This window comes from Streptomyces sp. NPDC107581 (assembly GCF_055657175.1).
Genome location: NZ_JBVKBH010000002.1, coordinates 238,564 through 263,418, shown reverse-complemented (window position 1 = coordinate 263,418; position 24,855 = coordinate 238,564). Strand labels below are relative to the sequence as shown.

The 24,855-nt window shown below is 71.9% G+C and carries 1 protein-coding gene; it reads left to right on the top strand.

Translation table 11 applies throughout. The annotated features are described in order from the left end of the window. The first annotated feature begins 21 nt into the window (after window positions 1–21). Window positions 22–24,852, top strand: a complete 24,831-nt coding sequence (locus ACZ7P3_RS04885) for a type I polyketide synthase (protein ID WP_472078993.1) — start codon at window positions 22–24, stop codon at window positions 24,850–24,852. Window positions 24,853–24,855: the final 3 nt, after the last annotated feature.

The window sequence follows — 24,855 nt, the reverse complement described above, 5'->3', positions numbered from 1 at the left end:
ACCCAGAGGGGTAGCACGCACATGTCGACCGACGACAAGGTCCTCGACTACCTGAAGCGCCTGACCGCCGACCTGAGGCAGACCAGGCAACGGCTGCGCGAGGTCGAGGAGAAGGCCGGCGAGCCGATCGCGATCGTCGGCATGAGCTGCCGCTTCCCCGGTGGCGCGAACTCGCCCGAGGACCTGTGGCGGCTGGTCGAGTCCGGGGCGGACGCGGTGTCCGGGTTCCCCGTCGAGCGCGGCTGGGACGTGGAGTCGCTCTACGACGCGGACCCCGACCACACGGGCACCACCTACGCACGTGAAGGTGCCTTCCTGCACGAGGCGATGGAGTTCGACGCGGACTTCTTCGGCATCTCGCCGCGCGAGGCGCTGGCCATGGACCCGCAGCAGCGGCTGCTCCTGGAAACCTCCTGGGAGGTGTTCGAGCGGGCGGGCATCGACCCCACCTCACTGCGGGGCAGCCGTGCCGGTGTGTTCGTCGGCACCAACGGCCAGGACTACGCCCAACTGCTGCTGGCCGCTCAGGAGATGGTCGAGGGATACGCGGGCACGGGCATCTCGGCGAGCGTCATCTCCGGCCGGCTCTCGTACACGTTCGGTCTTGAGGGCCCGGCGGTCACGGTGGACACGGCGTGCTCGTCTTCGCTGGTCGCCCTGCACCTGGCGGCGCAGTCACTGCGCAAGGACGAGTGCGAACTCGCCCTCGTCGGCGGCGTGACGGTGATGTCCACGCCGGGCTCGTTCATCGAGTTCAGCCGTCAGCGGGGCTTGGCCGTGGACGGCCGGGTCAAGGCGTTCGCCGATGCCGCCGACGGCACCGGCTGGGGCGAGGGCGTCGGCATGCTGCTCGTGGAGCGCCTGTCGGACGCGCAGCGCAACGGCCACCAGATCCTCGCGGTCGTACGGGGTTCCGCGGTGAACCAGGACGGCGCCTCGAACGGCCTGACCGCACCCAACGGCCCCTCCCAGCAGCGGGTCATCCGGCAGGCGCTCGCCGGCGCGGGCCTCGCCCCGGGCGACGTGGACGCGGTCGAGGCCCACGGCACCGGCACCACCCTCGGCGACCCGATCGAGGCCCAGGCCCTGCTGGCCACCTACGGCCAGGACCGCATCGCCGAGCGGCCCCTGTGGCTGGGGTCGGTCAAGTCGAACATCGGTCACACGCAGGCCGCCGCGGGTGTGGCGGGTGTCATCAAGATGGTCATGGCGATGCGGCACGGCGTACTGCCCCGCACCCTGCACGTCGACCAGCCGTCGACGCGCGTTGACTGGTCGGCAGGCGCCGTACAGCTGCTGACGGAGCCCCAGCCGTGGCCGGAGACGGGCCGCCTGCGGCGTGCGGGCGTGTCGTCGTTCGGTGTGAGCGGCACCAACGCGCACACCATCATCGAACAGGCCCCGCAGCCCGAGGAATCGGCTCCCGCCGTTGCGTCCGAGCGGGGCGGCCCGGTGCCGTGGGTGCTGTCGGCCCGCAGCACGGAAGCACTGCGGGAGCAGGCCGAACGCCTCCGCTCCGGCACGCTCGACGCACACCCCGTGGACGTGGGCTACTCGCTCGCCACGACCCGGGCGGCGCTGGAGCAGCGCGCGGTCGTCGTCGTGGACGGCCCGGACGACCGACTGGCCGCCTTGGCCGCGTTGGCGGAGGGCAGGCAGGCGGCGGGTGTGGTGACGGGTTCTGCCGTCGCCGGCCTGCTGGGCTTCCTGTTCTCGGGCCAGGGTTCGCAGCGGCTCGGGATGGGCCGTGAACTGGCGGACGCTTTCCCGGTGTTCGCCGAGACGCTGGACGAGGTGCTGGGGCTGCTGGCTCCTGAGGTCCGTGAGGTGCTGTTCAGTGAGGATGCGGATGAGCTGAATGAGACGGGGGTGACGCAGCCCGCGCTGTTCGCGGTCGAGGTCGCCCTGTTCAGGCTGTTGGAGTCCTGGGGCATCCGTCCGGACGTGCTCGCCGGTCATTCGATCGGTGAGCTGGCCGCGGCTCATGTCTCGGGGGTGTGGTCTCTTGCGGATGCGGTGAAGGTGGTGTCGGCCCGTGCGGGGCTGATGCAGGCGCTGCCCGACGGCGGTGCGATGGTGGCGATCCAGGCGACGGAGGCCGAGGTCGCCTCGGACCTGCCGGAGACGGTGGGCATCGCGGCGGTGAACGGCCCGTCGTCGGTGGTCGTTTCCGGTGTCGCGGCCGATGTGGAGGCAGTTGGCGAGCGGTGGCGTGCGGCAGGCCGGAAGGTGACGCGGCTGCGGGTCAGCCATGCGTTCCACTCGCCGTTGATGGACCCGATGCTGGAGGAGTTCCGTCGGGTGCTGGAGGGTGTGTCGTTCGCGGCGCCCGCGATTCCGATCGTGTCGACGCTGACGGGCCGGCCTGCCACGGCCGAGGAGCTGACGTCACCGTCGTACTGGGTGCGGCACGTGCGCGAATCGGTGCGGTTCGCCGACGCGGTACGTGCGCTGGTGGACGACGGCGTCAGCACGTTCGTCGAGATCGGTCCGGGCGGGACGCTGTCCGCGCTGGGCCAGGAAACCGCGCCCGACGCGGGGTTCGTGCCGGTGCTGCGGACCGACCGCCCGGAAGAGTCCGCGCTGACCGCCGCGGTCGCCGAAGCACACGTCCGGGGCGTCCAGGTGGACTGGGACGCCTACTTCGAGGGCAGCGGGGCGCGGCGCGTCGACCTGCCGACGTACGCGTTCCAGCGTGAACGCTTCTGGCTGGACGTGGTGCCGGCGGTGGGTGATGTGTCGGCGGCCGGGCTCGGTTCGGCTGGGCATCCGCTGCTGGGCGCGGTGGTTGCGGTGGGTGACACGGATGGTGCGTTGCTGACCGGCCGGTTGTCGGTTCGGACGCATCCGTGGCTGGCTGATTTCGTGGTGCAGGGTGCGGTGTTGTTGCCTGGTGCGGCGTTTGTGGAGCTGGCGGTCCGTGCGGGTGATCAGGTCGGGTGTGACCTGGTGGAGGAGCTGACGCTGGAGGTGCCTCTCGTTCTGCCTGAGAGCGGTTCGGTGCGGGTGCAGGTCTGGGTGGGCGGGGCGGATGAGTCGGGCAGGCGTGAGCTGACCTTCTACTCCAGTGAGGGTGAGGTTGACGACGGCGGTTCGTGGACTCGGCACGCCACCGGTGTGCTGCGCTCTGGCACAGGCGCCGGTGGGGTTTCTCTGGTCGAGTGGCCGCCTGCTGGGGCGGAGCTTGTGGACCTGGAGGGGTTCTACGACGGGTCGGCGGAGTCGGGCTTGGGTTACGGGCCGGTGTTTCAGGGCTTGCGGGTGGCGTGGCGCAAGGGTGAGGAGGTGTTTGCCGAGGTTGCGCTGCCGGAGGGTGTGAAGGTGGAGGGCTTCGGTCTGCATCCGGCGCTGCTTGAGGCGGTGCTGCCCGCCGCGGGGTTGATGGATGCGGCGGATGCGCTGGAAGGGCTGCCGTTCTCGTGGTCGGGTGTGCGTCTGTACGCCTCCGGTGCGACGGCGCTGCGGGTGCGGTTGTCGCCCGCGGGCGCGGACGGTGTGTCGCTGGCGGTCGCGGACGGCTCCGGTGCCCCGGTGGCCACGATCGACTCGCTGGAGCTGCGTCCGGTGTCGGTGGTGGTGCCGCGGTACGAGCGGGAGTCGCTTTTCGGAGTCGACTGGGTGCCGGTGTCGGTACCGCTGTCCGAGGGCGATGCCCCGGCGACGCGGTGGACCGATCTGGAGGCACTGAATCAGTCGGCTGACGCGGAGCAGGCCGACTTCGTGGTCCTGCCCTGCCCGATCACGTCCGCCTCCGACCCGGCTGTCGGCGCGCATGAGGCCGCGCACTGGGCGTTGCGCGTGGTGCAGGCCTGGCTTGCGGAGGAGCGGTTCCACACGTCGCGTCTGGTCGTCGTGACCAGGGGAGCGGTTGCCGTGGTGGACGACGAGGGTGTGCGGGATCTGGCGCAGGCGGTGGTGTGGGGTCTGGTGCGCTCGGCGCAGTCGGAGAACCCGGACCGGATCGTGCTGGTCGACCTGGATGAAGAGACGGCTTCGGTCGATGGGCTGTCTGTTGTACTGGCCACGGGTGAGCCGCAGTTGGCGGTGCGGGCGGGTGCTGCCAGCGTCCCGCGGCTGGCTCGGGTGCGGGACTCCGTGGTGGAGGATGCCGGGTTCGGTTCGGGTGTGGTGCTGGTCACCGGTGCGACGGGCACTCTGGGTGGTCTGGTTGCACGGCATCTGGTCGTGGAGCGGGGTGTGCGGAGTCTGTTGCTGGTCAGCAGGCGTGGTGCCGGGGCCGAGGGTGCCGCGGAGCTGCGTGCGGAACTCGAAGCGCAGGGCGCCGATGTCGTCCTCGCGGCCTGTGACGTGGCCGACCGGGAGGCGCTGGCCGCGCTGCTGGCAGAGCATCGGATCTCTGCTGTGGTGCATACCGCTGGTGTGCTGGACGACGGCGTGATCGGCTCGCTGACACCCGAGCGGATCGACGGCGTGTTCCGGCCGAAGGTCGACGCGGCGTGGCATCTGCACGAGCTGACCCGGGGCATGGACCTGTCGGCGTTCGTGTTGTTCTCGTCGGTGGCCGGTGTGTTCGGTGGTCCTGGTCAGGGCAATTACGCGGCGGCGAATACGTTCTTGGACGCGTTGGCGCAGCATCGTCGGGCGGCTGGTCTGGCTGCGACGTCGTTGGCGTGGGGTCTGTGGGCGGATGCGGCCGGCATGGCGGGCGGCCTTGATGAGGCTGATGTGCGGCGGATGGCCCGGGGTGGTGTGGTCCCGTTGGGGTCGGCGGAGGGTCTGGCGTTGTTCGATGCGGCGGCGTCTACGGGGCGTGCGTTGGTGGCGCCCGTGCCGCTCGACCTGCCGGTGCTCCACAAGCAGGCGCGTACCCGGCCGGTGCCGCATCTGCTGCGTGGGCTGGTGCGTGGCACGGCACGCAGGGTTGTCGTGGCCGGGCAGGATGTCGCCCGGTCCGGGCTGGCGCGGTCGCTGGCGGGGATGTCGGCGGTGGAGCGGGAGAAGGCGCTGCTGGAGTTGGTGGTCGGGCATGTGGCGGTGGTGCTGGGGCACAGTTCGGTGCAGGCTGTCGCGCCTGACCGTGCGTTCAAGGAGCTCGGGTTCGATTCGCTGAGTTCGGTGGAGTTGCGGAACCGGTTGAATGCGGCGACGGAGTTGGCGCTGCCGGCCACGCTTGTCTTCGACTACCCGACTCCGGCGGCGCTGGCGGCTCATCTGGGTGCCGAGTTGTTGGGCGGCGTTGTTGATGTCGTGGTGGATGGTCCTGCTGTGGGTATGGGGGACGAGCCGATCGCGATTGTCGGTATGAGCTGTCGGTTCCCTGGTGGGGTGGGCTCGCCGGAGGATTTGTGGCGTTTGGTGGCCGAGGGGCAGGACGCGGTCTCGGAGTTCCCGGCCGACCGGGGCTGGGACCTCAACACCCTCTACGACCCTGATGCCGAGAACGTGGGCACGTCGTACAGCCGCATGGGCGCCTTCCTCGACCACGTGGCCGACTTCGACCCGGCGTTCTTCGGTATCTCACCGCGCGAAGCCGTGGCGATGGACCCGCAGCAGCGGCTGCTTCTCGAAACCTCGTGGGAGGTGTTCGAGCGGGCGGGTATCGACCCGCACTCGGTGCGCGGCAGCCGCTCCGGCGTCTTCGTCGGCACCAACGGCCAGGACTACGCGGCCTTGTTGATGGCCGCACGGGAGAGTGTCGAGGGGTACGCGGGTACCGGTATCTCGGCGAGTGTCATCTCCGGCCGTCTTTCGTACACGTTCGGTCTTGAGGGCCCGGCGGTCACGGTGGACACGGCGTGCTCGTCGTCGCTGGTCGCCCTGCACCTGGCGGTGCAGGCGCTGCAGAAGGGCGAGTGCGAGCTGGCGCTCGTGGGCGGTGTGACGGTGATGTCCACGCCCGGCGCGTTCATCGAGTTCAGCCGTCAGCGGGGTCTGGCCGTGGACGGCCGGGTCAAGGCGTTCGCCGATGCCGCCGATGGCACGGGCTGGGGCGAGGGCGTGGGCATGCTGCTCGTGGAGCGCCTGTCGGACGCGCAGCGCAACGGCCACGAGATTCTCGCCGTGGTACGGGGTTCCGCGGTGAACCAGGACGGCGCGTCCAACGGTCTGACCGCACCCAACGGCCCCTCGCAGCAGCGCGTGATCCGGCAGGCGCTGGCGACCGCGGGGCTCGCTCCCGCCGACGTGGACGCGATGGAGGCGCACGGCACCGGTACGAAGCTCGGTGACCCGATCGAGGCGCAGGCGCTGCTGGCCACCTACGGCCAGGACCGTCCCGCCGACCGGCCGTTGTGGCTGGGGTCGGTCAAGTCGAACATCGGTCACACGCAGGCCGCCGCGGGTGTGGCGGGTGTGATCAAGATGGTGATGGCGATGCGGCACGGTGTGCTGCCGCAGACCCTGCACGTCGACGAGCCGTCCTCGCACGTGGACTGGTCGGCAGGCGCCGTACAGCTGCTGACGGAAGCCAAGCCGTGGCCTGTTGCGGACCGGCCGTGGCGGGCGGGCGTGTCGTCGTTCGGCGTGAGTGGTACGAACGCGCACGTCATCGTGGAGCAGGCTCCGGTAGTGGCATCGGCGGCGGTCTTGGAGCCGGTTGCCGAGCCGACGACGTACGACGGTGGTCCGGTGCCGTGGGTCCTGTCGGCACGGAGCGCGGAAGCTCTCCGGGAGCAGGCCGCGCGGCTCTGCTCGGGAGTGGCCGGCCTGAACCCCGTGGACGTGGGCTTCTCGCTGGCGACGACACGGGCGGCGCTGGAGCAGCGCGCCGTTGTCGTCGCCGACGGCCAGGAGGACCGGCTCGCCGCTCTGACCGCGTTGGCGGCAGGGAGGCAGGCGGCGGGTGTGGTGACGGGTTCTGCCGGCACCGGCCTGCTGGGTTTCCTGTTCTCGGGTCAGGGTTCGCAGCGGCTCGGCATGGGCCGTGAACTGGCCGACCGTTTTCCGGTGTTCGCCGAGGCGCTGGACGAGGTGCTGGGGCTGCTGGCTCCTGAGGTCCGTGAGGTGCTGTTCGGTGAGGATGCGGATGCGCTGAATGAGACGGGGGTGACGCAGCCCGCGCTGTTCGCGGTCGAGGTGGCCCTGTTCCGTCTCCTTGAGTCGTGGGGCATCCGTCCGGACGTGCTCGCCGGTCATTCGATCGGTGAGCTGGCCGCCGCGCACGTCTCCGGTGTGTGGTCGCTGGCCGACGCGGCGAAGGTGGTCTCGGCCCGCGCGGGGCTGATGCAGGCGCTGCCCGACGGCGGTGCGATGGTCGCGATCCAGGCGACGGAGGCCGAGGTCGCGTCGGAGCTGCCGGACGGCGTGGGCATTGCCGCGGTGAACGGACCGAACGCGGTGGTTGTGTCCGGCGTCGCCGCTGACGTGGAGGCTGTTGCCGAGCCGTGGCGCGAGGCGGGCCGGAAGGTGACCGGGCTCCGCGTCAGCCACGCGTTCCACTCGCCGCTGATGGACCCGATGCTGGACGACTTCCGCCGGGTGCTGGAGGACGTGTCGTACCAGAACCCCGAGATCCCGATCGTGTCGACGTTGACGGGCCGGCCGGCGAGCGCCGAGGAGTTGACGTCGCCTGAGTACTGGGTACGGCATGTGCGCGAGTCGGTGCGGTTCGCCGACGCGGTCGTGGCACTGCGCGAGCAGGGTGCCGACGTGTTCGTCGAGGTCGGGCCCGGTGGGACGTTGACCGCTCTCGGCCTGGGAAGTGTGCCCGACGCGGTGTTCCTGCCCGCGCTGCGCGCGGACCGGTCCGAGGAGACCGCGCTCGTCACCACGGTCGCCGCGCTGTACGCGCGGGGGACAGCGGTCGACTGGACCGTCTACTTCGCCGGGAGGGCAGCCCGTCGGGTGGATCTGCCGACGTACGCGTTCCAGCGCGAGCGCTTCTGGCTGGACGCCGCTCCTCTCGGCGAGGGCGTCGGCCGGATGTCTCCGGTGGAGGCGCGGTTCTGGGAGGTCGTCGAGGAGGGCGACGTCGCGGACTTCGCCCGGACATTGGATGTGTCGTCGGACGATCCGCTGAGTGCTGTGCTGCCCCGGCTGTCGGCGTGGCGCAGGGAGCAGCAGGCCCGGTCCACCGCTGATGAGTGGCGGTATCGGGTCGAGTGGCGGCGGGTGGCCGCTGCGTCTGGGCGGCTGGACGGTACGTGGCTGGTCGTGGCGCCGGTGGGTGCGGACCGTGCCGGGTGGGTGCGGGAGGCGCTGGCCCGCAACGGTGCCGAGGTGCGGGGCCTGGAGGTGGACCCGGAGGCGGTCGACTGGGCGGAGCGGCTGAGCGGGTTGCCCGCGCTGAGCGGTGTGGTGTCGCTGCTGGGGCTCACGGACGTGGGCGAGTCGGTGGTGCCTGCGGGTCTCAGGGGCACGATCGGTCTGCTGCGGGCGCTGGGTGATGCGGGCGGCTCGGCTCCGTTGTGGTGTGTGACGTCGGGTGCGGTGGCGGCGGGTGCGGATGATGCCGTGGCCGGGTTCGAGCAGTCGATGGTGTGGGGTCTGGGCCGGGTGGCTGCTTTGGAGCAGCCTGATCGTTGGGGCGGTCTGGTCGATCTGCCGGACGCTCAGGACGAGGGGACCGGTGACCTGCTGGCCTCGGTCCTCGCCGGGGCGAACGGTGAGGACCAGGTCGCTGTGCGCGGTGGCGAGATCCTCGGCCGCCGGCTGGTGCCCGCCCCGGTGCGCAAGGCGTTGTCCGGAGAGGGGTGGACGCCGCGCGGGACGGTCCTCGTCACCGGCGGTACCGGAGCACTCGGTGCGCACGTCGCCAGGTGGCTGGTGGCCAAGGGCGCCGAGCACCTGCTGCTGACCAGTCGTCGCGGACTGGAGGCCGACGGTGCCGAGGAACTGCGCGCGGAGCTGACCGCGCTCGGTACCCGTGTCACGGTGGTGGCTTGCGATGTCGCCGATCGGGACGCGCTTGCGGATGTACTCGCCTCGGTGCCCGAAGAGCTCCCGCTCACTGCGGTTGTGCACGCAGCGGGTGTGGAGCGCTCGGTGGCCCTGGCTGACTCCGATCTGGGTGAGTTCGTTGATGTGCTGGCGGCGAAGGTGGTTGGTGCGAGGAACCTGCATGAGTTGCTTGCGGACCGGTCGTTGGATGCGTTCGTGGTGTTCTCGTCGATCGCTGGTGTGTGGGGCAGTGGTGGTCAGGGTGCGTATGCGGCTGCCAATGCCTACCTGGATGCGTTGGCGGGTCGTCGTAGGGCTGTGGGGTTGCCGGCCACGGCGGTGGCGTGGGGGCCGTGGGCTGATGGTGGGATGGTTGCCGATGCCGGTGGGGATGCGGCCGGGCAGTTGCGGCGTCGGGGGTTGGCGTCGATGGCTCCGGCGGTGGCGATCGTGGGTCTGGCCACGGCTCTTGAGAGCGGTGATGGGGATGTCGTTGTTGCCGATGTGGACTGGGAGCGGTTCGCGGGTACGTTCATGGCGCGGCGGCCCAGTCGGCTGTTGAGTGAGTTGCCGCAGGTGCGTGCGGTGTTCGAGGTTGTGTCGGTGGATCAGGGTGTGTCGGCTCTGGCGCGGCGGCTTGTGGGCGTGGGTGAGGTTGAGCAGGAGCGGCAGCTGACGGAGTTGGTCCGGTTGGAGGCGGCTGCGGTTTTGGGGCATGCGTCGGGCGAGGCGTTGTCGGCGACGCGTGCTTTCAGGGAGTTGGGTTTCGATTCGCTGACGGCGGTGGAGTTGCGGGCCCGGCTCAGTGAGGTCACCGGGGTTGCTCTGCCCACGACTCTGGTCTTCGACTATCCGAACGCGGCTGCGCTGGCCGCCTATCTGCGGACCGAGCTGTGCGGTGCGAGCGCTGACTCCACGCCCACTGCTCCTGTGGTCGTGTCGGGTGTGGTGGACGAGCCGATCGCGATCGTGGGGATGGCCTGCCGGTTCCCGGGTGGTGTGGCGAGCCCGGAGGACCTGTGGCAGGTCCTGCTCTCCGGCGGGGACGCGGTGTCGGAGTTCCCGGCCGACCGGGGCTGGGACCTGGAGGCGCTGTACGATCCCGACCCGGACTCGGTGGGGACCTCGTACTCGCGGTCGGGCGCGTTCCTGTCGGACGTGAGCGGCTTCGACGCGGGCTTCTTCGGGATCTCGCCACGCGAGGCGCTGGCGATGGACCCGCAGCAGCGGTTGCTCCTGGAGACCTCCTGGGAGGTGTTCGAGCGGGCCGGTATCGATCCGAGCGCGGTGCGCGGCGAGCGGGTGGGTGTGTTCGTCGGCTCGAACGTGCAGGACTACGGACTGGTGCTGGGCACGGCTGCCGAGGACGTGGGCGGCTATGTGGCGACCGGCAACGCGGCCAGCGTCGCCTCGGGCCGGCTGTCGTACACCTTCGGCTTCGAGGGCCCGGCGGTCACGGTGGACACGGCGTGCTCGTCGTCGCTGGTGGCGCTGCACCTGGCGGTGCAGGCACTGCGGTCCGGTGAGTGCGAACTGGCCCTCGCGGGCGGCGTGACGGTGATGTCCACGCCCGGTGCCTTCATCGAGTTCAGCCGCCAGCGGGGCCTGGCCGAGGACGGCCGGTGCAAGGCGTTCTCCGACGGTGCTGATGGCACTGGTTGGGGTGAGGGCGTCGGCATGCTGGTCGTCGAGCGGCTGTCGGACGCCGAGCGCAACGGTCACCAGATCCTCGCCGTCGTACGGGGTTCCGCGGTGAACCAGGACGGCGCCTCGAACGGCCTGACCGCGCCGAACGGCCCCTCGCAGCAGCGGGTCATCCGTCAGGCCCTGGCGAGCGCCGGCCTGGAAGCGTCCGACGTGGACGCGGTCGAGGCCCACGGCACCGGAACGCGGCTGGGCGACCCGATCGAGGCGCAGGCCCTGCTCGCCACCTACGGTCAAGACCGTGCCGGTGAGCCGCTGTGGCTGGGGTCGCTGAAGTCGAACATCGGTCACACGCAGGCCGCCGCCGGTGTGGCGGGTGTGATCAAGATGGTGATGGCGATGCGGCACGGCGTGCTGCCCCGCACCCTCCACGTGGACGAGCCGTCGCCGCACGTCGACTGGACCGCCGGCGCGGTCGAACTGCTCACCGATGAGCGTGAGTGGCCGGTCGTGGACCGGCCGTGGCGGGCGGGTGTGTCGTCGTTCGGGTTCAGCGGCACGAACGCGCACGCCATCATCGAGCAGGCTGCCGTCCAGGTTCCTGTGGTGGAGCAGGCGGAAGCCCCGGAGCCGGCCCCGTACGACGGCGGTCTGGTGCCGTGGGTGCTGTCGGCGAGTGACGAGGGTGCGCTGCGCGGCCAGGCGGAGCGACTGCTGTCCGTGGCGCACGGGCTCGCACCCGTTGATGTCGGTTACTCGCTCGCCACGTCACGCTCGACGCTGAGTCACCGTGCGGTGGTGATCGGCGCTGACCGGTCGGAGCTGCTCGGCGCACTGACGGCGGTGGCCGAGGGCCGGACGACGGGTGCCGTGGTCTCGGGTGTGGCCGATGAGCCCGGCCGGGTGGGCTTCCTGTTCTCGGGTCAGGGGTCGCAGCGGCTCGGGATGGGTCGTGAACTGGCGGGCCGTTTCCCGGTGTTCGCCGAGGCGCTGGACGAGGTGCTGGGGCTGCTGGCTCCTGAGGTCCGTGAGGTGCTGTTCGGTGAGGATGCCGAAGCGCTGAATGAGACGGGGGTGACGCAGCCCGCGCTGTTCGCGGTCGAGGTGGCGTTGTTCCGTCTCCTTGAGTCGTGGGGTGTGCGGCCGGATGTGCTGGCCGGTCACTCGATCGGTGAGCTGGCCGCGGCTCATGTCTCGGGGGTGTGGTCTCTCGCGGATGCGGTGAAGGTGGTGTCGGCTCGGGGTGCGCTGATGCAGGCGTTACCCGAGGGTGGGGCGATGGTGGCGATCCAGGCGACGGAGGCCGAGGTCGCCTCGGACCTGCCGGAGACGGTGGGTATCGCGGCGGTGAACGGGCCGGACTCGGTGGTGGTTTCCGGTGTCGCCGCTGATGTGGAGGCTGTTGGCGAGCGGTGGGGTGCGGCGGGTCGGAAGGTGTCGCGGCTGCGGGTGAGCCGTGCGTTCCATTCGCCGTTGATGGATCCGATGCTGGAGGAGTTCCGCCGGGTGCTGGAGGGTGTGTCGTACGAGGCGCCCGAGATTCCGATCGTGTCGACGTTGACGGGCGGGCCGGCGAGCGCCGAGGAGTTGGTGTCGCCGGAGTACTGGGTGCGGCATGTGCGGGAGTCGGTGCGGTTCGCCGACGCGGTGAGTGCGCTGGTCGCGGATGGTGTAGGCACGTTCGTCGAGGTCGGTCCGGGCGGGACGCTGTCCGCACTGGGCCAGGAGACCGCGCCCGACGCGGGGTTCGTACCCGTGCTGCGCGCCGATCAGCCGGAGGAATCCGCGCTGATGTCGGCCGTGGCGCGGCTGTGCGCGCAGGGCGTCCGGCTTGACTGGGAAGCTTTCTTCACCGGCCGCGGCGCGCGGCGCGTCGACCTGCCGACGTACGCGTTCCAGCGCGAGCGGTTCTGGCCTGACGTGGTGCCGGTGGTGGGTGATGTGTCGGCGGCCGGGCTCGGTTCGGCTGGGCATCCGCTGCTGGGCGCGGTGGTTGCGGTGGGTGACACGGATGGTGCGTTGCTGACCGGCCGGTTGTCGGTTCGGACGCATCCGTGGCTGGCTGATTTCGTGGTGCAGGGTGCGGTGTTGTTGCCTGGTGCGGCGTTTGTGGAGTTGGCGGTCCGTGCGGGTGATCAGGTCGGGTGTGACCTGGTGGAGGAGCTGACGCTGGAGGTGCCTCTCGTTCTGCCTGAGAGCGGTTCGGTGCGGGTGCAGGTCTGGGTGGGCGGGGCGGATGAGTCGGGCAGGCGTGAGCTGACCTTCTACTCCAGTGAGGGTGAGGTTGACGACGGCGGTTCGTGGACTCGGCACGCCACCGGTGTGCTGCGCTCTGGCACAGGCGCCGGTGGGGTTTCTCTGGTCGAGTGGCCGCCTGCTGGGGCGGAGCTCGTGGACCTGGAGGGGTTCTACGACGGGTCGGCGGAGTCGGGCTTGGCTTATGGGCCGGTGTTCCAGGGCTTGCGGGTGGCGTGGCGCAAGGGTGAGGAGGTGTTCGCCGAGGTTGCGCTGCCGGAGGGGGTGAAGGCGGAGGGCTTCGGTCTGCACCCGGCGCTGCTTGACGCGGCGTTGCACGCGACCGGGCTGACGGGTGAGGCCGATGCTCCCGGCAGGCTGCCGTTCTCCTGGTCGGGTGTGCGTCTGTACGCCTCCGGTGCGACGGTGCTGCGGGTGCGGTTGTCGCCCGCGGGCGTGGACGGTGTGTCGCTGGCGGTCGCGGACGGCTCCGGTGCCCCGGTGGCCACGATCGACTCGCTGGTACTGCGCCCGGCGGCCCCGGTCCAGGCCGCCACTGACGCACGCGGCGACGCGCTGTTCGGTGTCGACTGGGTGCCGGTGCCGGTGCCGGTGCCGGTGCCGGTGCCGCTGTCCGAGGGCGATGCCCCGACGGTGGAGTGGACGACCGATCTGGAGGGCCTGGCGCAGTCGTCGGCCGAACTGTCGGACTTCGTCGCTCTGTCGTACCCGGTCGCGGCCACTGCTGACCCGGCCGCCGGCGCGCATGAGGCCGCGCACTGGGCGCTGCACGCGGTGCAGGCCTGGCTTGCCAAGGAGCGGTTCCACCCGGCGCGTCTGGTCGTCGTGACCAGGGGAGCGGTTGCCGTGGTGGACGACGAGGGTGTGCGGGATCTGGCTCAGGCGGCGGTGTGGGGTCTGGTGCGCTCGGCGCAGTCGGAGAACCCGGACCGGATCGTGCTGGTCGACCTGGACGAGGAGACGGCTTCGGTCGATGGGCTGTCTGCTGTACTGGCCACGGGTGAGCCGCAGTTGGCGGTGCGGGCGGGTGCTGCGTGTGCCCCGCGGCTGGCTCGGGTGCGGGACTCGGTGGTGGAGGATGCCGGGTTCGGTTCGGGTGTGGTGCTGGTCACGGGTGCGACGGGCACTCTGGGTGGTCTGGTTGCCCGGCATCTGGTCGTGGAGCGGGGTGTGCGGAGTCTGTTGCTGGTCAGCAGGCGTGGTGCCGGGGCCGAGGGTGCCGCGGAGCTGCGTGCGGAACTCGAAGCGCAGGGCGCCGATGTCGTCCTTGCGGCCTGTGACGTGGCCGACCGGGAGGCGCTGGCCGAGCTGCTGGCAGAGCATCGGATCTCTGCTGTGGTGCATACCGCTGGTGTGCTGGACGACGGCACGATCGGTTCGCTGACCCTGGATCAGGTCGATGGCGTGTTCCGGCCGAAGGTTGACGCGGCGTGGCATCTGCACGAGCTGACCCGGGGCATGGATCTGTCGGCGTTCGTGTTGTTCTCGTCGGTGGCCGGTGTGTTCGGTGGTCCTGGTCAGGGCAATTACGCGGCGGCGAATACGTTCTTGGACGCGTTGGCGCAGCGTCGTCGGGCGGCTGGTCTGGCTGCGACGTCGTTGGCGTGGGGTCTGTGGGCGGATGCGGCTGGTATGGCGGGCGGCCTTGATGAGGCTGATGTGCGGCGGATGGCCCGGGGTGGTGTGGTCCCGTTGGGGTCGGTGGAGGGTCTGGCGTTGTTCGATGCGGCGGCGTCTACGGGGCGTGCGTTGGTGGTGCCCGTGCCGCTCGACCTGCCGGTGCTCCACAAGCAGGCGCGTACCCGGTCGGTGCCGCATCTGCTGCGTGGGCTGGTGCGTGGCACGGCACGCAGGGTTGTCGTGGCCGGGCAGGATGTCGCCCGGTCCGGGCTGGCGCGGTCGCTGGCGGGGATGTCGGCGGTGGAGCGGGAGAAGGCGCTGCTGGAGTTGGTGGTCGGGCATGTGGCGGTGGTGCTGGGGCACAGTTCGGTGCAGGCTGTCGCGCCTGACCGTGCGTTCAAGGAGCTCGGGTTCGATTCGCTGAGTTCGGTGGAGTTGCGGAACCGGTTGAATGCGGCGACGGAGTTGGCGCTGTCGGCCACGCTTGTCTTCGACTACCCGACTCCGGCGGCGCTGGCGGCGCATCTGGGTGCCGAGTTGTTGGGCGGTGTCGTTGATGTCGTGGTGGATGGTCCTGCTGTGGGTATGGGGGACGAGCCGATCGCGATTGTCGGTATGAGCTGTCGGTTCCCTGGTGGGGTGGGCTCGCCGGAGGATTTGTGGCGTTTGGTGGCCGAGGGGCAGGACGCGGTCTCGGAGTTCCCGGCCGACCGGGGCTGGGACCTCAACACCCTCTACGACCCGGACCCTGAGCACTCGCAGACCACCTACAGCCGCATGGGTGCCTTCCTCGACGGTGTGGCGGAGTTCGACCCTGCGTTCTTCGGCATCTCACCTCGCGAAGCACTGGCCATGGACCCGCAGCAACGGCTGCTGCTGGAAACCTCCTGGGAGGTGTTCGAGCGGGCGGGTATCGACCCGCACTCGGTGCGCGGCAGCCGCTCCGGCGTCTTCGTCGGCACCAACGGCCAGGACTACACGACGCTGTTGATGGCCGCGCGGGAAGACGTCGACGGATACGTGGGCACCGGCAACGCCGCGAGCGTCATCTCCGGCCGGCTGTCCTACACGTTCGGTCTTGAGGGCCCGGCGGTCACGGTGGACACGGCGTGCTCGTCGTCGCTGGTCGCCCTGCACTGGGCGAGCCAGGCACTGAACAAGGGCGAGTGCGAGCTGGCGCTCGTCGGCGGTGTGACGGTGATGTCCACGCCCGGCGCGTTCATCGAGTTCAGCCGTCAGCGGGGTCTGGCCGTGGACGGCCGGGTCAAGGCGTTCGCCGATGCCGCCGACGGCACCGGCTGGGGCGAGGGCGTCGGCATGCTGCTCGTGGAGCGCCTGTCGGACGCGCAGCGCAACGGCCACGAGATTCTCGCCGTGGTACGGGGTTCCGCGGTGAACCAGGACGGCGCCTCGAACGGTCTGACCGCGCCGAACGGCCCTTCGCAGCAGCGGGTCATCCGGCAGGCGCTCGCCAGCGCCGGCCTGGAGCCGTCCGACGTGGACGCGATGGAGGCGCACGGCACCGGAACGAGGCTCGGTGACCCGATCGAGGCGCAGGCGCTGCTGGCCACGTACGGCCAGGGCCGGCCCGCCGACCGGCCGTTGTGGCTGGGGTCGGTCAAGTCGAACATCGGTCACACGCAGGCCGCCGCGGGTGTGGCGGGTGTGATCAAGATGGTGATGGCGATGCGGCACGGTGTGCTGCCGCAGACCCTGCACGTCGACGAGCCGTCCTCGCACGTTGACTGGTCGGCAGGCGCCGTACAGCTGCTGACGGAGCCCCAGCCGTGGCCGGAGACGGGTCGTCTGCGTCGGGCGGGTGTGTCGTCCTTCGGTGTGAGCGGCACGAACGCGCACACCATCATCGAGCAGGCCCCCGAGGCGGAGCGGAAGGAAGCACCCGAACCGCTGCCCGTCGGCGCCGTCGTCCCGTGGGTGCTGTCGGCGCGGAGTACGGAGGCGCTGCGGGAGCAGGCTGCACGCCTGAAGTCCTTCGTGGAGGCGTCGTCGGACCTGTCCACGGCGGATGTGGGGCGTGCGCTGGTGTCGTCGCGTGCGGTGCTGGAGCACCGTGCGGTGGTGGTCGGCGCTGACCGGGCGGAGTTGCTCGACGCGCTGGCGGCGTTGGCCGAGGGCCAGGTGACCGGTGCCGTGGTCTCGGGTGTGGCTGATGAGCCCGGCCGGGTGGGTTTCCTGTTCTCGGGGCAGGGTTCGCAGCGGCTCGGCATGGGCCGTGAACTGGCCGGCCGGTTCCCGGTGTTCGCCGAGGTGCTGGACGAGGTGCTGGAGCTCCTGGCTCCTGAGGTCCGTGAGGCGCTGCTCGGCGAGGATGAGGATGCGGATGCGGATGCGCTGAACGAGACCGGGATCACGCAGCCCGCGCTCTTCGCGGTCGAGGTGGCGCTGTTCCGCCTCCTCGAGTCGTGGGGCGTACGGCCCGACGTGCTGGCCGGACACTCCATCGGCGAGCTGGCCGCCGCACACGTCTCCGGCGTGTGGTCCCTGGCGGATGCCGCCGAGGTGGTCTCGGCCCGGGGCCGGCTGATGCAGGCGCTGCCCGAGGGCGGCGCGATGGTGGCGATCCAGGCGTCCGAGGCCGAGGTCGCGCCGGACCTGCCGCAGTCGGTGGGCATCGCGGCGGTGAACGGCCCGGGCTCGGTCGTAGTCTCCGGTGTCGCCGTCGACGTGGAGGCCGTTGCCGGGCGGTGGCGCGAAGCAGGTCGCAAGGTGACCGGGCTGCGCGTCAGCCACGCGTTCCACTCGCTGCTGATGGACCCGATGCTGGACGAGTTCCGCCGGGTGCTGGAGAGCGTGTCGTACGAGACGCCCGAGATTCCGATCGTGTCCACGCTGACCGGCGCGCGAGCCACGGCCGATGAACTGGCCTCACCGGAGTACTGGGTGCGCCACGTACGGGAATCGGTGCGGTTCGCCGACGCTGTCGGCACGCTCGTGAACGACGGTGTCGGCACGTTCGTCGAGGTCGGCCCGGGCGGCACGCTCTCCGCGCTGGGCCGGGAATCCGCGCCGGACGCGGCCTTCGTACCGGTGCTGCGCGGCGATCGCCCGGAAGCGATGGCCGCCACGACGGCTGCGGGACACCTGTACGTACGCGGTGTGGCGTTGGTCTGGGAGACGTTCCTCGCCGGCCGCGGCGTGCGGCGGGTGGATCTGCCGACGTACGCGTTCCAGCGTGAGCGGTTCTGGCCCGACGTGCTGTCGGCGGTGGGTGATGTGTCGGCGGCCGGGCTCGGTTCGGCCGAGCACCCGCTGCTGGGCGCGGCGGTCACCCTCGGTGGTACGGAGGGCGTGCTGCTGACCGGTCGGCTGTCGGTGCAGACGCACCCGTGGCTGGCTGATTCCGTGGTCCGGGGCTCGACCCTGCTGCCTGGTACGGCGTTCGTGGAGCTGGCGATCCGCGCGGGTGACCAGGTCGGGTGTGACCTGGTGGAGGAGCTGACGCTGGAGGTGCCTCTCGTCCTGCCCCGGAACGGCTCGGTGCGGGTGCAGGTGTCCGTGGGCGCCGAGGACTCGTCCGGCAGGCGTGAGCTGGCCTTCTACTCCAGCGAGGGTGAGGTCGACGACGTCGGCTCGTGGACCCGGCACGCCACCGGCGTGCTGTGCTCCGGTACGGGCGCCGGCGGGGCCTCCCTGACTGAGTGGCCGCCTGCCGGGGCCGAAGCCGTGGACCTGGACGGCTATTACGACCGCATGGCCGACGGCGGCTTCGGCTACGGCCCCGCGTTCCGCGGGCTGCGGACCGCATGGCGCAGCGGCGATGAGGTGTTCGCCGAGGTCGTGCTGCCGGAGGGTGTGAAGCCGGACGGTTTTGGTCTGCACCCGGCGCTGCTTGACGCGACACTGCACACCATCGGACTGGCGGGCGGTGACGACGGTGTCGGCCGGCTGCCGTTCTCGTGGTCGCGCGTGCGGCTGCACGCCTCCGGTGCGACGGTGCTGCGGGTGCGGATGTCGCCCGCGGGCTCGGACGGGGTGTCGCTGACGATCGCGGACGGAGTGGGTGCTCCGGTGGCGAGCGTGGACACGCTGGTGCTGCGCCCGATGACAGCGACGGTGGCGCGGCCGGACCAGGAGGCGCTGTTCGGCATCGACTGGGTGCCGGTCTCCCCGTCCGACGGCGATGTCCCGGCGACGCGGTGGACCGATCCGGAGGCGCTGGACCAGTCGCCGGAGACGGAGCAGGCCGACTTCGTGGTCCTGCCCTGTCCGGTCACCTCCGCCTCCGACCCGGCCGCCGGCGCGCACGAGGCCGCGCACTGGACGCTGCACGCGATCCGGGCCTGGCTCGCCGAGGAGCGGTTCGAGGCGTCGCGTCTGGTCGTCGTGACCCGGGGTGCGGTCGCCGTCACGGACGACGAGCACGTGCGTAACCTGGCACACGCCACGGTGTGGGGGCTGGTGCGGTCCGCCCAGGCGGAGAGCCCCGACCGGATCGTGCTGGTCGACCTCGACGAGGAAGCGGCCTCGGCCGACGTGCTGCCTGTTGTACTGGGCACGGGTGAGCCGCAGTTGGCGGTGCGCTCGGGCGTCGCCAGTGCGCCGCGTCTGGCGAGGGCCCGGCAGTCCGTGGTGGAGGATCCCGGGTTCGGTTCGGGTGCGGTGCTGGTCACCGGGGCGACGGACACCCTGGGCGGACTCGTCGCCCGGCACCTGGTCGCGGAGCGGGGCGTGCGGAGCCTGCTGCTGGTCGGCAGGCCCGGTGCGGAGGCCGGAGCCGGAGCCGAGGCAGGCACCGGAGCCGGATCCAAGGCAGGAACCGGAGCCGGGGCCGGAGCCCAGGCCGAGGGTGTCGTGGAGCTGCGTGCGGAACTCGTCGCGCAGGGCGCCGACGTCGTTCTCGCGACCTGTGACGTGGCCGACCGCGAGGCACTGGCCGCGCTGCTCGCCGAGCACCGGATCTCCGCCGTCGTGCACGCCGCCGGTGCCGCGGACGACGGCCGCACCATCGGCTCACCGGCCCCGGACCGGATCGACACCGTGCTCCGGTCCGAGGCCGGCGCGGCCTGGCACCTGCACGAGCTGACCCAGGACATGGACCTGTCCGCCTTCGTCCTGTTCTCCTCGGCGGCCGGCATACTCGGCGCGCCCGGCCAGGGCACCCACGCGGCGGCGCACACGTTCCTGGACGCGCTCGCGCAGCACCGCAAAGCGGCCGGCCTTCCCGCGACATCGCTGGCCTGGGGCCCGTGGGAGACGGCCGGCGGACCGACGGGGACCGACGTGCGGCCGACCACCGTCGACGGAGTGGTCCCGCTGGACTCGGCCGAGGGCCTGGCCCTGTTCGACGCGGCGGCCTCCACGGGGCGTGCGCTGCTGGCAGCCGTACCGCTCGACCTGCCCGCGCTCCACAAGCAGGCCCGCACCCGGCCGGTGCCGCACCTGCTGCGCGGACTGGTGCGCGGCACGGCACGCAGGGCCGCCGCGGCCGCGCACGTCGCCGGGTCCGCGCTGGCGCAGTCGCTGGCGGGCCTGACCGAGGCCGAACGGGACAAGGCGCTGCTGGAGCTCGTGCTCGGGCACGTGGCCGTGGTGCTCGGGCACAGCTCGGCGCACGCCGTCGCGCCCGAACGCGCCTTCAAGGAGCTCGGGTTCGACTCGCTGACCGCCGTGGAGTTCCGCGACCGGCTCAACGCGGCCACCGAGCTGCGCCTGCCCGCGACCCTCGTCTTCGACTACCCGACCCCGGCCACGCTCGTGGCGCACATCGCCGCCGAGCTCGCCGGGGCGCCCGTCGCCGCCGCGCCCATGCGCACGGCCATGGCGGTGTCCGACGAGCCGATCGCGATCGTCGGCATGAGCTGCCGCTACCCCGGCGGCGCGAACTCGCCCGAGGAACTGTGGCGGCTCGTGCACGACGGCATCGACGCCATCAGCGAGTTCCCCACCAACCGGGGCTGGGACCTGGACACCCTGTACGACCCGGACCCCGACCACGTCGGCACCACCTACACCCGCCAGGGCGGCTTCCTGCACGACGCCGACCGTTTCGACCCCGCGTTCTTCGGGATCTCGCCGCGTGAGGCGCTGGCCATGGACCCGCAGCAGCGGTTGCTGCTCGAAACCTCCTGGGAGGCCTTCGAACGCGCCGGTGTCGACCCGAACGCGCTGCGGGGCCGTGACATCGGAGTCTTCACCGGTACCAGCCTCCAGGACTACGCCGCACTCCTGGCGGCCAGCGAGGAGAGCGTCGAGGGATACGTCGGCACGGGCAACGCGGCGAGCGTCATGGCCGGCCGGCTGTCCTACACATTCGGCCTCGAGGGGCCGGCCGTGACGGTGGACACGGCGTGCTCGTCGTCCCTTGTCGCACTGCACCTGGCCGCGCAGGCGCTGCGGTCGGGGGAGTGCTCCCTGGCCCTGGCGGGCGGCGTGGCGGTGATGACGACGCCGGGCGCGTTCCTGGACTTCAGCCGCCAGCGCGGGCTGTCCGCCGACGGCCGCTGCCGCTCGTTCTCCGCCGACGCCGAGGGCACCGGCTGGGGCGAGGGCGTCGGCATGCTCGTCCTGGAACGCCTTTCCGACGCCCGGCGCAACGGCCACCAGATCCTCGCGGTCGTCCGCGGGTCCGCGGTGAACCAGGACGGCGCCTCCAACGGTCTGACCGCGCCGAACGGGCCCTCCCAGCAGCGGGTCATCCGCCAGGCGCTGGCGGCCGCGGGCCTGGAGCCGTCCGATGTGGACGCCATGGAGGCGCACGGCACCGGTACGAAGCTCGGCGACCCGATCGAGGCCCAGGCGCTGCTGGCCACCTACGGCCAGGACCGCCCCGCCGACCGGCCGCTGTGGCTCGGGTCGCTGAAGTCCAACATCGGCCACACCCAGGCCGCGGCGGGCGTCGGCGGCATCATCAAGATGGTCATGGCGCTGCGGCACGGCACGCTGCCCAAGACCCTGCACGTCGCCGAGCCGACCCCGCAGGTCGACTGGTCGGCCGGCGACATCGAACTCCTCACCGAGGCCCGGCCCTGGCCGGACACGGACCGGCCGCGCCGGTTCGCCGTGTCGTCGTTCGGATTCAGCGGCACCAACGCGCACGCCATCGTCGAACAGGCGCCGGTCACCGCAACCGCCGCGCCGAAGACCGCACCGCCCATGCCCACGACCGCGCTGCCGCTGCTGGTCTCGGGCCGGGGCGACGACGCGCTGCGGACACAGGCCGAACGTCTGCGCGCCCACCTCGTGGCGCACCCGGACCTGAACCTGCTCGACGCGGCCGCCACCCTCGCGACCGAGCGACCCGCCCTCGAACACCGGGCGGTCGTCGTCGGCCAGGACCGCGACGCGCTGCTGGCGAACCTCACGGCGCTCGCCGAGGGGCGGACCGCGAACGAACTGGTCTCCGGCGTCGCCGGGGGACGCCGGCCCGCGTTCCTCTTCTCCGGCCAGGGCGCCCAGCGCCTCGGCATGGGACGCGAGCTGTACGACGCCTTCCCGGTGTTCGCCAAGGCGCTCGACGAGGTCCGCGCCCACTTGGACGTCCACACCGAACAGCCCCTGCTCGACGTGCTGTTCGGGGACGACCCCGATGCGCTGAACGAGACCGGGGTGACGCAGCCCGCACTGTTCGCGGTCGAGGTCGCGCTGTTCCGCCTCTTCGAGTCCTGGGGCATCCGTGCCGAGGTGCTCGCCGGGCACTCCATCGGTGAGCTGGCCGCCGCCCACGTGGCGGGCGTGTGGTCGCTGGCCGACGCCGCCAAGGTCGTCTCGGCCCGGGGCCGGCTGATGCAGGCGCTGCCCGGGGGCGGCGCGATGGCCGCCGTCCAGGCGACCGAGGCCGAGATCCTGCCGGACCTGTCCGACACCGTGGGCATCGCCGCGGTGAACGGCCCGAACGCGGTGGTCGTCTCGGGTGTCGCCGCCGACGTGGAGGCTGTGGCCGACCGTTGGCGTGAGGCGGGACGCAAGGTGACGCGGCTCCGCGTCAGCCACGCGTTCCACTCGCCCCTCATGGAGCCGATGCTCGACGACTTCCGCACGGTGCTGGAGAGCGTCTCCTACGAGCAGCCCGGGATCCCCCTCGTGTCCACGCTGACCGGCGCGCAGGCGAGCGCCGAGGAACTGGCGTCGCCGGAGTACTGGGTGCGGCACGTGCGCGAGCCGGTGCGGTTCGCCGACGCCGTCGCCACACTGCGGGACCGGGGCACGGACCTGTTCCTGGAGATCGGCCCGGGCGGCGTACTCTCCGCGCTCGGCCAGGAGACCGCGCCCGGGGCGACCTTCGTACCGGCCCTGCGCGGCGACCGGTCCGAGACGCTCGCCCTGGCGACGGCCGCGGGCAGGCTGCACGTGCTCGGCGTGCCCGTCGACTGGTCCCCGCTGACCGCCGGCGGTACACACGTCGACCTGCCCACCTACGCCTTCCGGCGCGACCGGTTCTGGCCGGCCCTGGCCGACGCCCCCTCGGGTGACGTCTCCGGGTCCGTCGACGCCCGGTTCTGGGCGGCCGTGGCGGACGGCGACCTCGGTGAACTCGCGGACGAGCTGGCCGTGTCCCCCGACGACCCGATCGGCGCGGTGCTGCCGCGGCTGTCGTCGTGGCGGCGCGAACAGGCCGAGAACTCCGCCGTCGACAGCTGGCGCTACCGCGTCACCTGGCAGCCGCTGAGCGACCCCACCCCGGCCCTCACGGGCACCTGGCTCGTCGTCAGCCGGGACGGCACCGGAGAGGAACCCGTCACCGCCGCGCTGAGCAGGCACGGCGCACGCGTGCTGCCGGTCCGCACCGGCGAGGCGGTGGACCGGGCGTCCCTCGCGGCCCGGGTGGCCACCGACGGGCCCGTCGCGGGCGTGCTCTCACTGCTCGCCCTCGACCCCGGACTGCCGTCCGGCGGCCTGACCGCCACCCTCGCCCTCGTCCAGGCCCTCGGCGACAGCGGCCTCGCCGCGCCCCTGTGGTGCGCGACGCGGGGCGCGGTCGCCACCGGTGGGTCCGACACCTCCGTCAGCCCCGAACAGGCGATGGTGTGGGGCCTCGGCCGAGTCGTCGGGCTTGAGCACCCGGACCGCTGGGGCGGCCTCGTCGACCTGCCCGAGACGCTCGACGAGCGCACCGGCACCCGCCTCGCGGGCGTCCTGTCCGCCGCAGCGGAGGAGGACCAGCTGGCGCTCCGCGCCGGCGGAGTGTTCGCCCGGCGGATCGTACGGGCGGCAGCCGGCCGCGTCGGCGACTGGAACCCCGCCGGCACGGTGCTGGTCACCGGCGGTACCGGCGCACTCGGCGCACACATCGCCCGGTGGCTGGTCGCCAAGGGCGCCGAGCACCTGCTGCTGACCAGCAGGCGTGGACCCGACGCCGACGGCGCCGGGGAACTGCGCGCGGAACTGACCGCGCTGGGCGCCCGCGTCACGATCGCCGCCTGCGACGCCGCCGACCGGGACGCCCTCGCGGACCTGCTGGCCTCGGTGCCCGACGAGTTCCCGCTCACCGCGGTCGTGCACGCGGCGGGCGTCCTCGACGACGGCGTGCTGTCCGCGCTCACCCCGGACCGGCTGCACGCCGTACTGCGGCCGAAGGCCGACGCCGCGGTCAACCTGGACGAACTGACCCGTGACCACAAGCTGTCCGCGTTCGTGATGTTCTCCTCGATCTCCGGCACGCTCGGCGGGTCGGGCCAGGCGAACTACGCGGCCGCCAACACCTTCCTCGAAGCTCTCGCGCAGCGGCGCGCGGCGGCGGGCCTGCCCGCCACCGCTGTCGCGTGGGGACCGTGGGGCGGCGGCGGCATGGCCGAAGGGGCGCTCGGCGAGGCCCTGCGCCGCCGCGGCCTGGCCCCGATGGAGCCCGAGCAGGCCGTCGCCGCACTGGACCGGGCCGTCCGCCTGGGCGACCCGATGGCACTCGTCGCGGACATCGACTGGGACCTGTTCGCCCCGACCTTCACCGCGGTACGGCCCAGCCCGTTGCTGTGGGAACTGTCCGGCGGGCCCCGCGCCCATGGCGCCGCGGACACGGCGGCGCCGAGCGACCTGACGGCCAGGCTGACCGGGCTGTCCGGCCCTGAGCGCGAACGCGCCGTGCTCGACCTGGTGCGGGAGTACGCGGCGGCCGTCCTCGGCCACGACGGCACCAAGCTGGTCGAACCCGGCCGCGCGTTCCAGGACCTCGGCTTCGACTCGCTCACCTCGGTCGAGTTCCGCAACCTCCTGAACGTAGCCACCGGGCTGAGCCTGTCCGCGACGCTCGTCTTCGACCACCCCACGCCGGCCGCGCTCGCCGCACACGTACTCGACGCACTGCCGGGAGGCGGCGCGCCGACCATCGACGCGGAGCTGGACCGCCTGGAGTCCGCACTGTCCCTCCTGACGCCGGACGACGAACAGAGCGCCGCCGTCAGCACCCGTCTCCGTGCGCTGCTGTCCCTGTGGGACGAGGCGCACACCCGCACGGAACCGGCCGACTCCGCCACGGACGCGCGGACGGCGACGGCGGACGAGCTGCTCGCGCTGCTCGACGAACAACTCGGTAGGTCCTGAGCT

Excerpts from the sequence above, each read along its gene's own strand:
- ACZ7P3_RS04885 (WP_472078993.1), top strand. The coding sequence starts at position 22 with ATGTCGACCGACGACAAGGTCCTCGACTACCTGAAGCGCCTGACCGCC.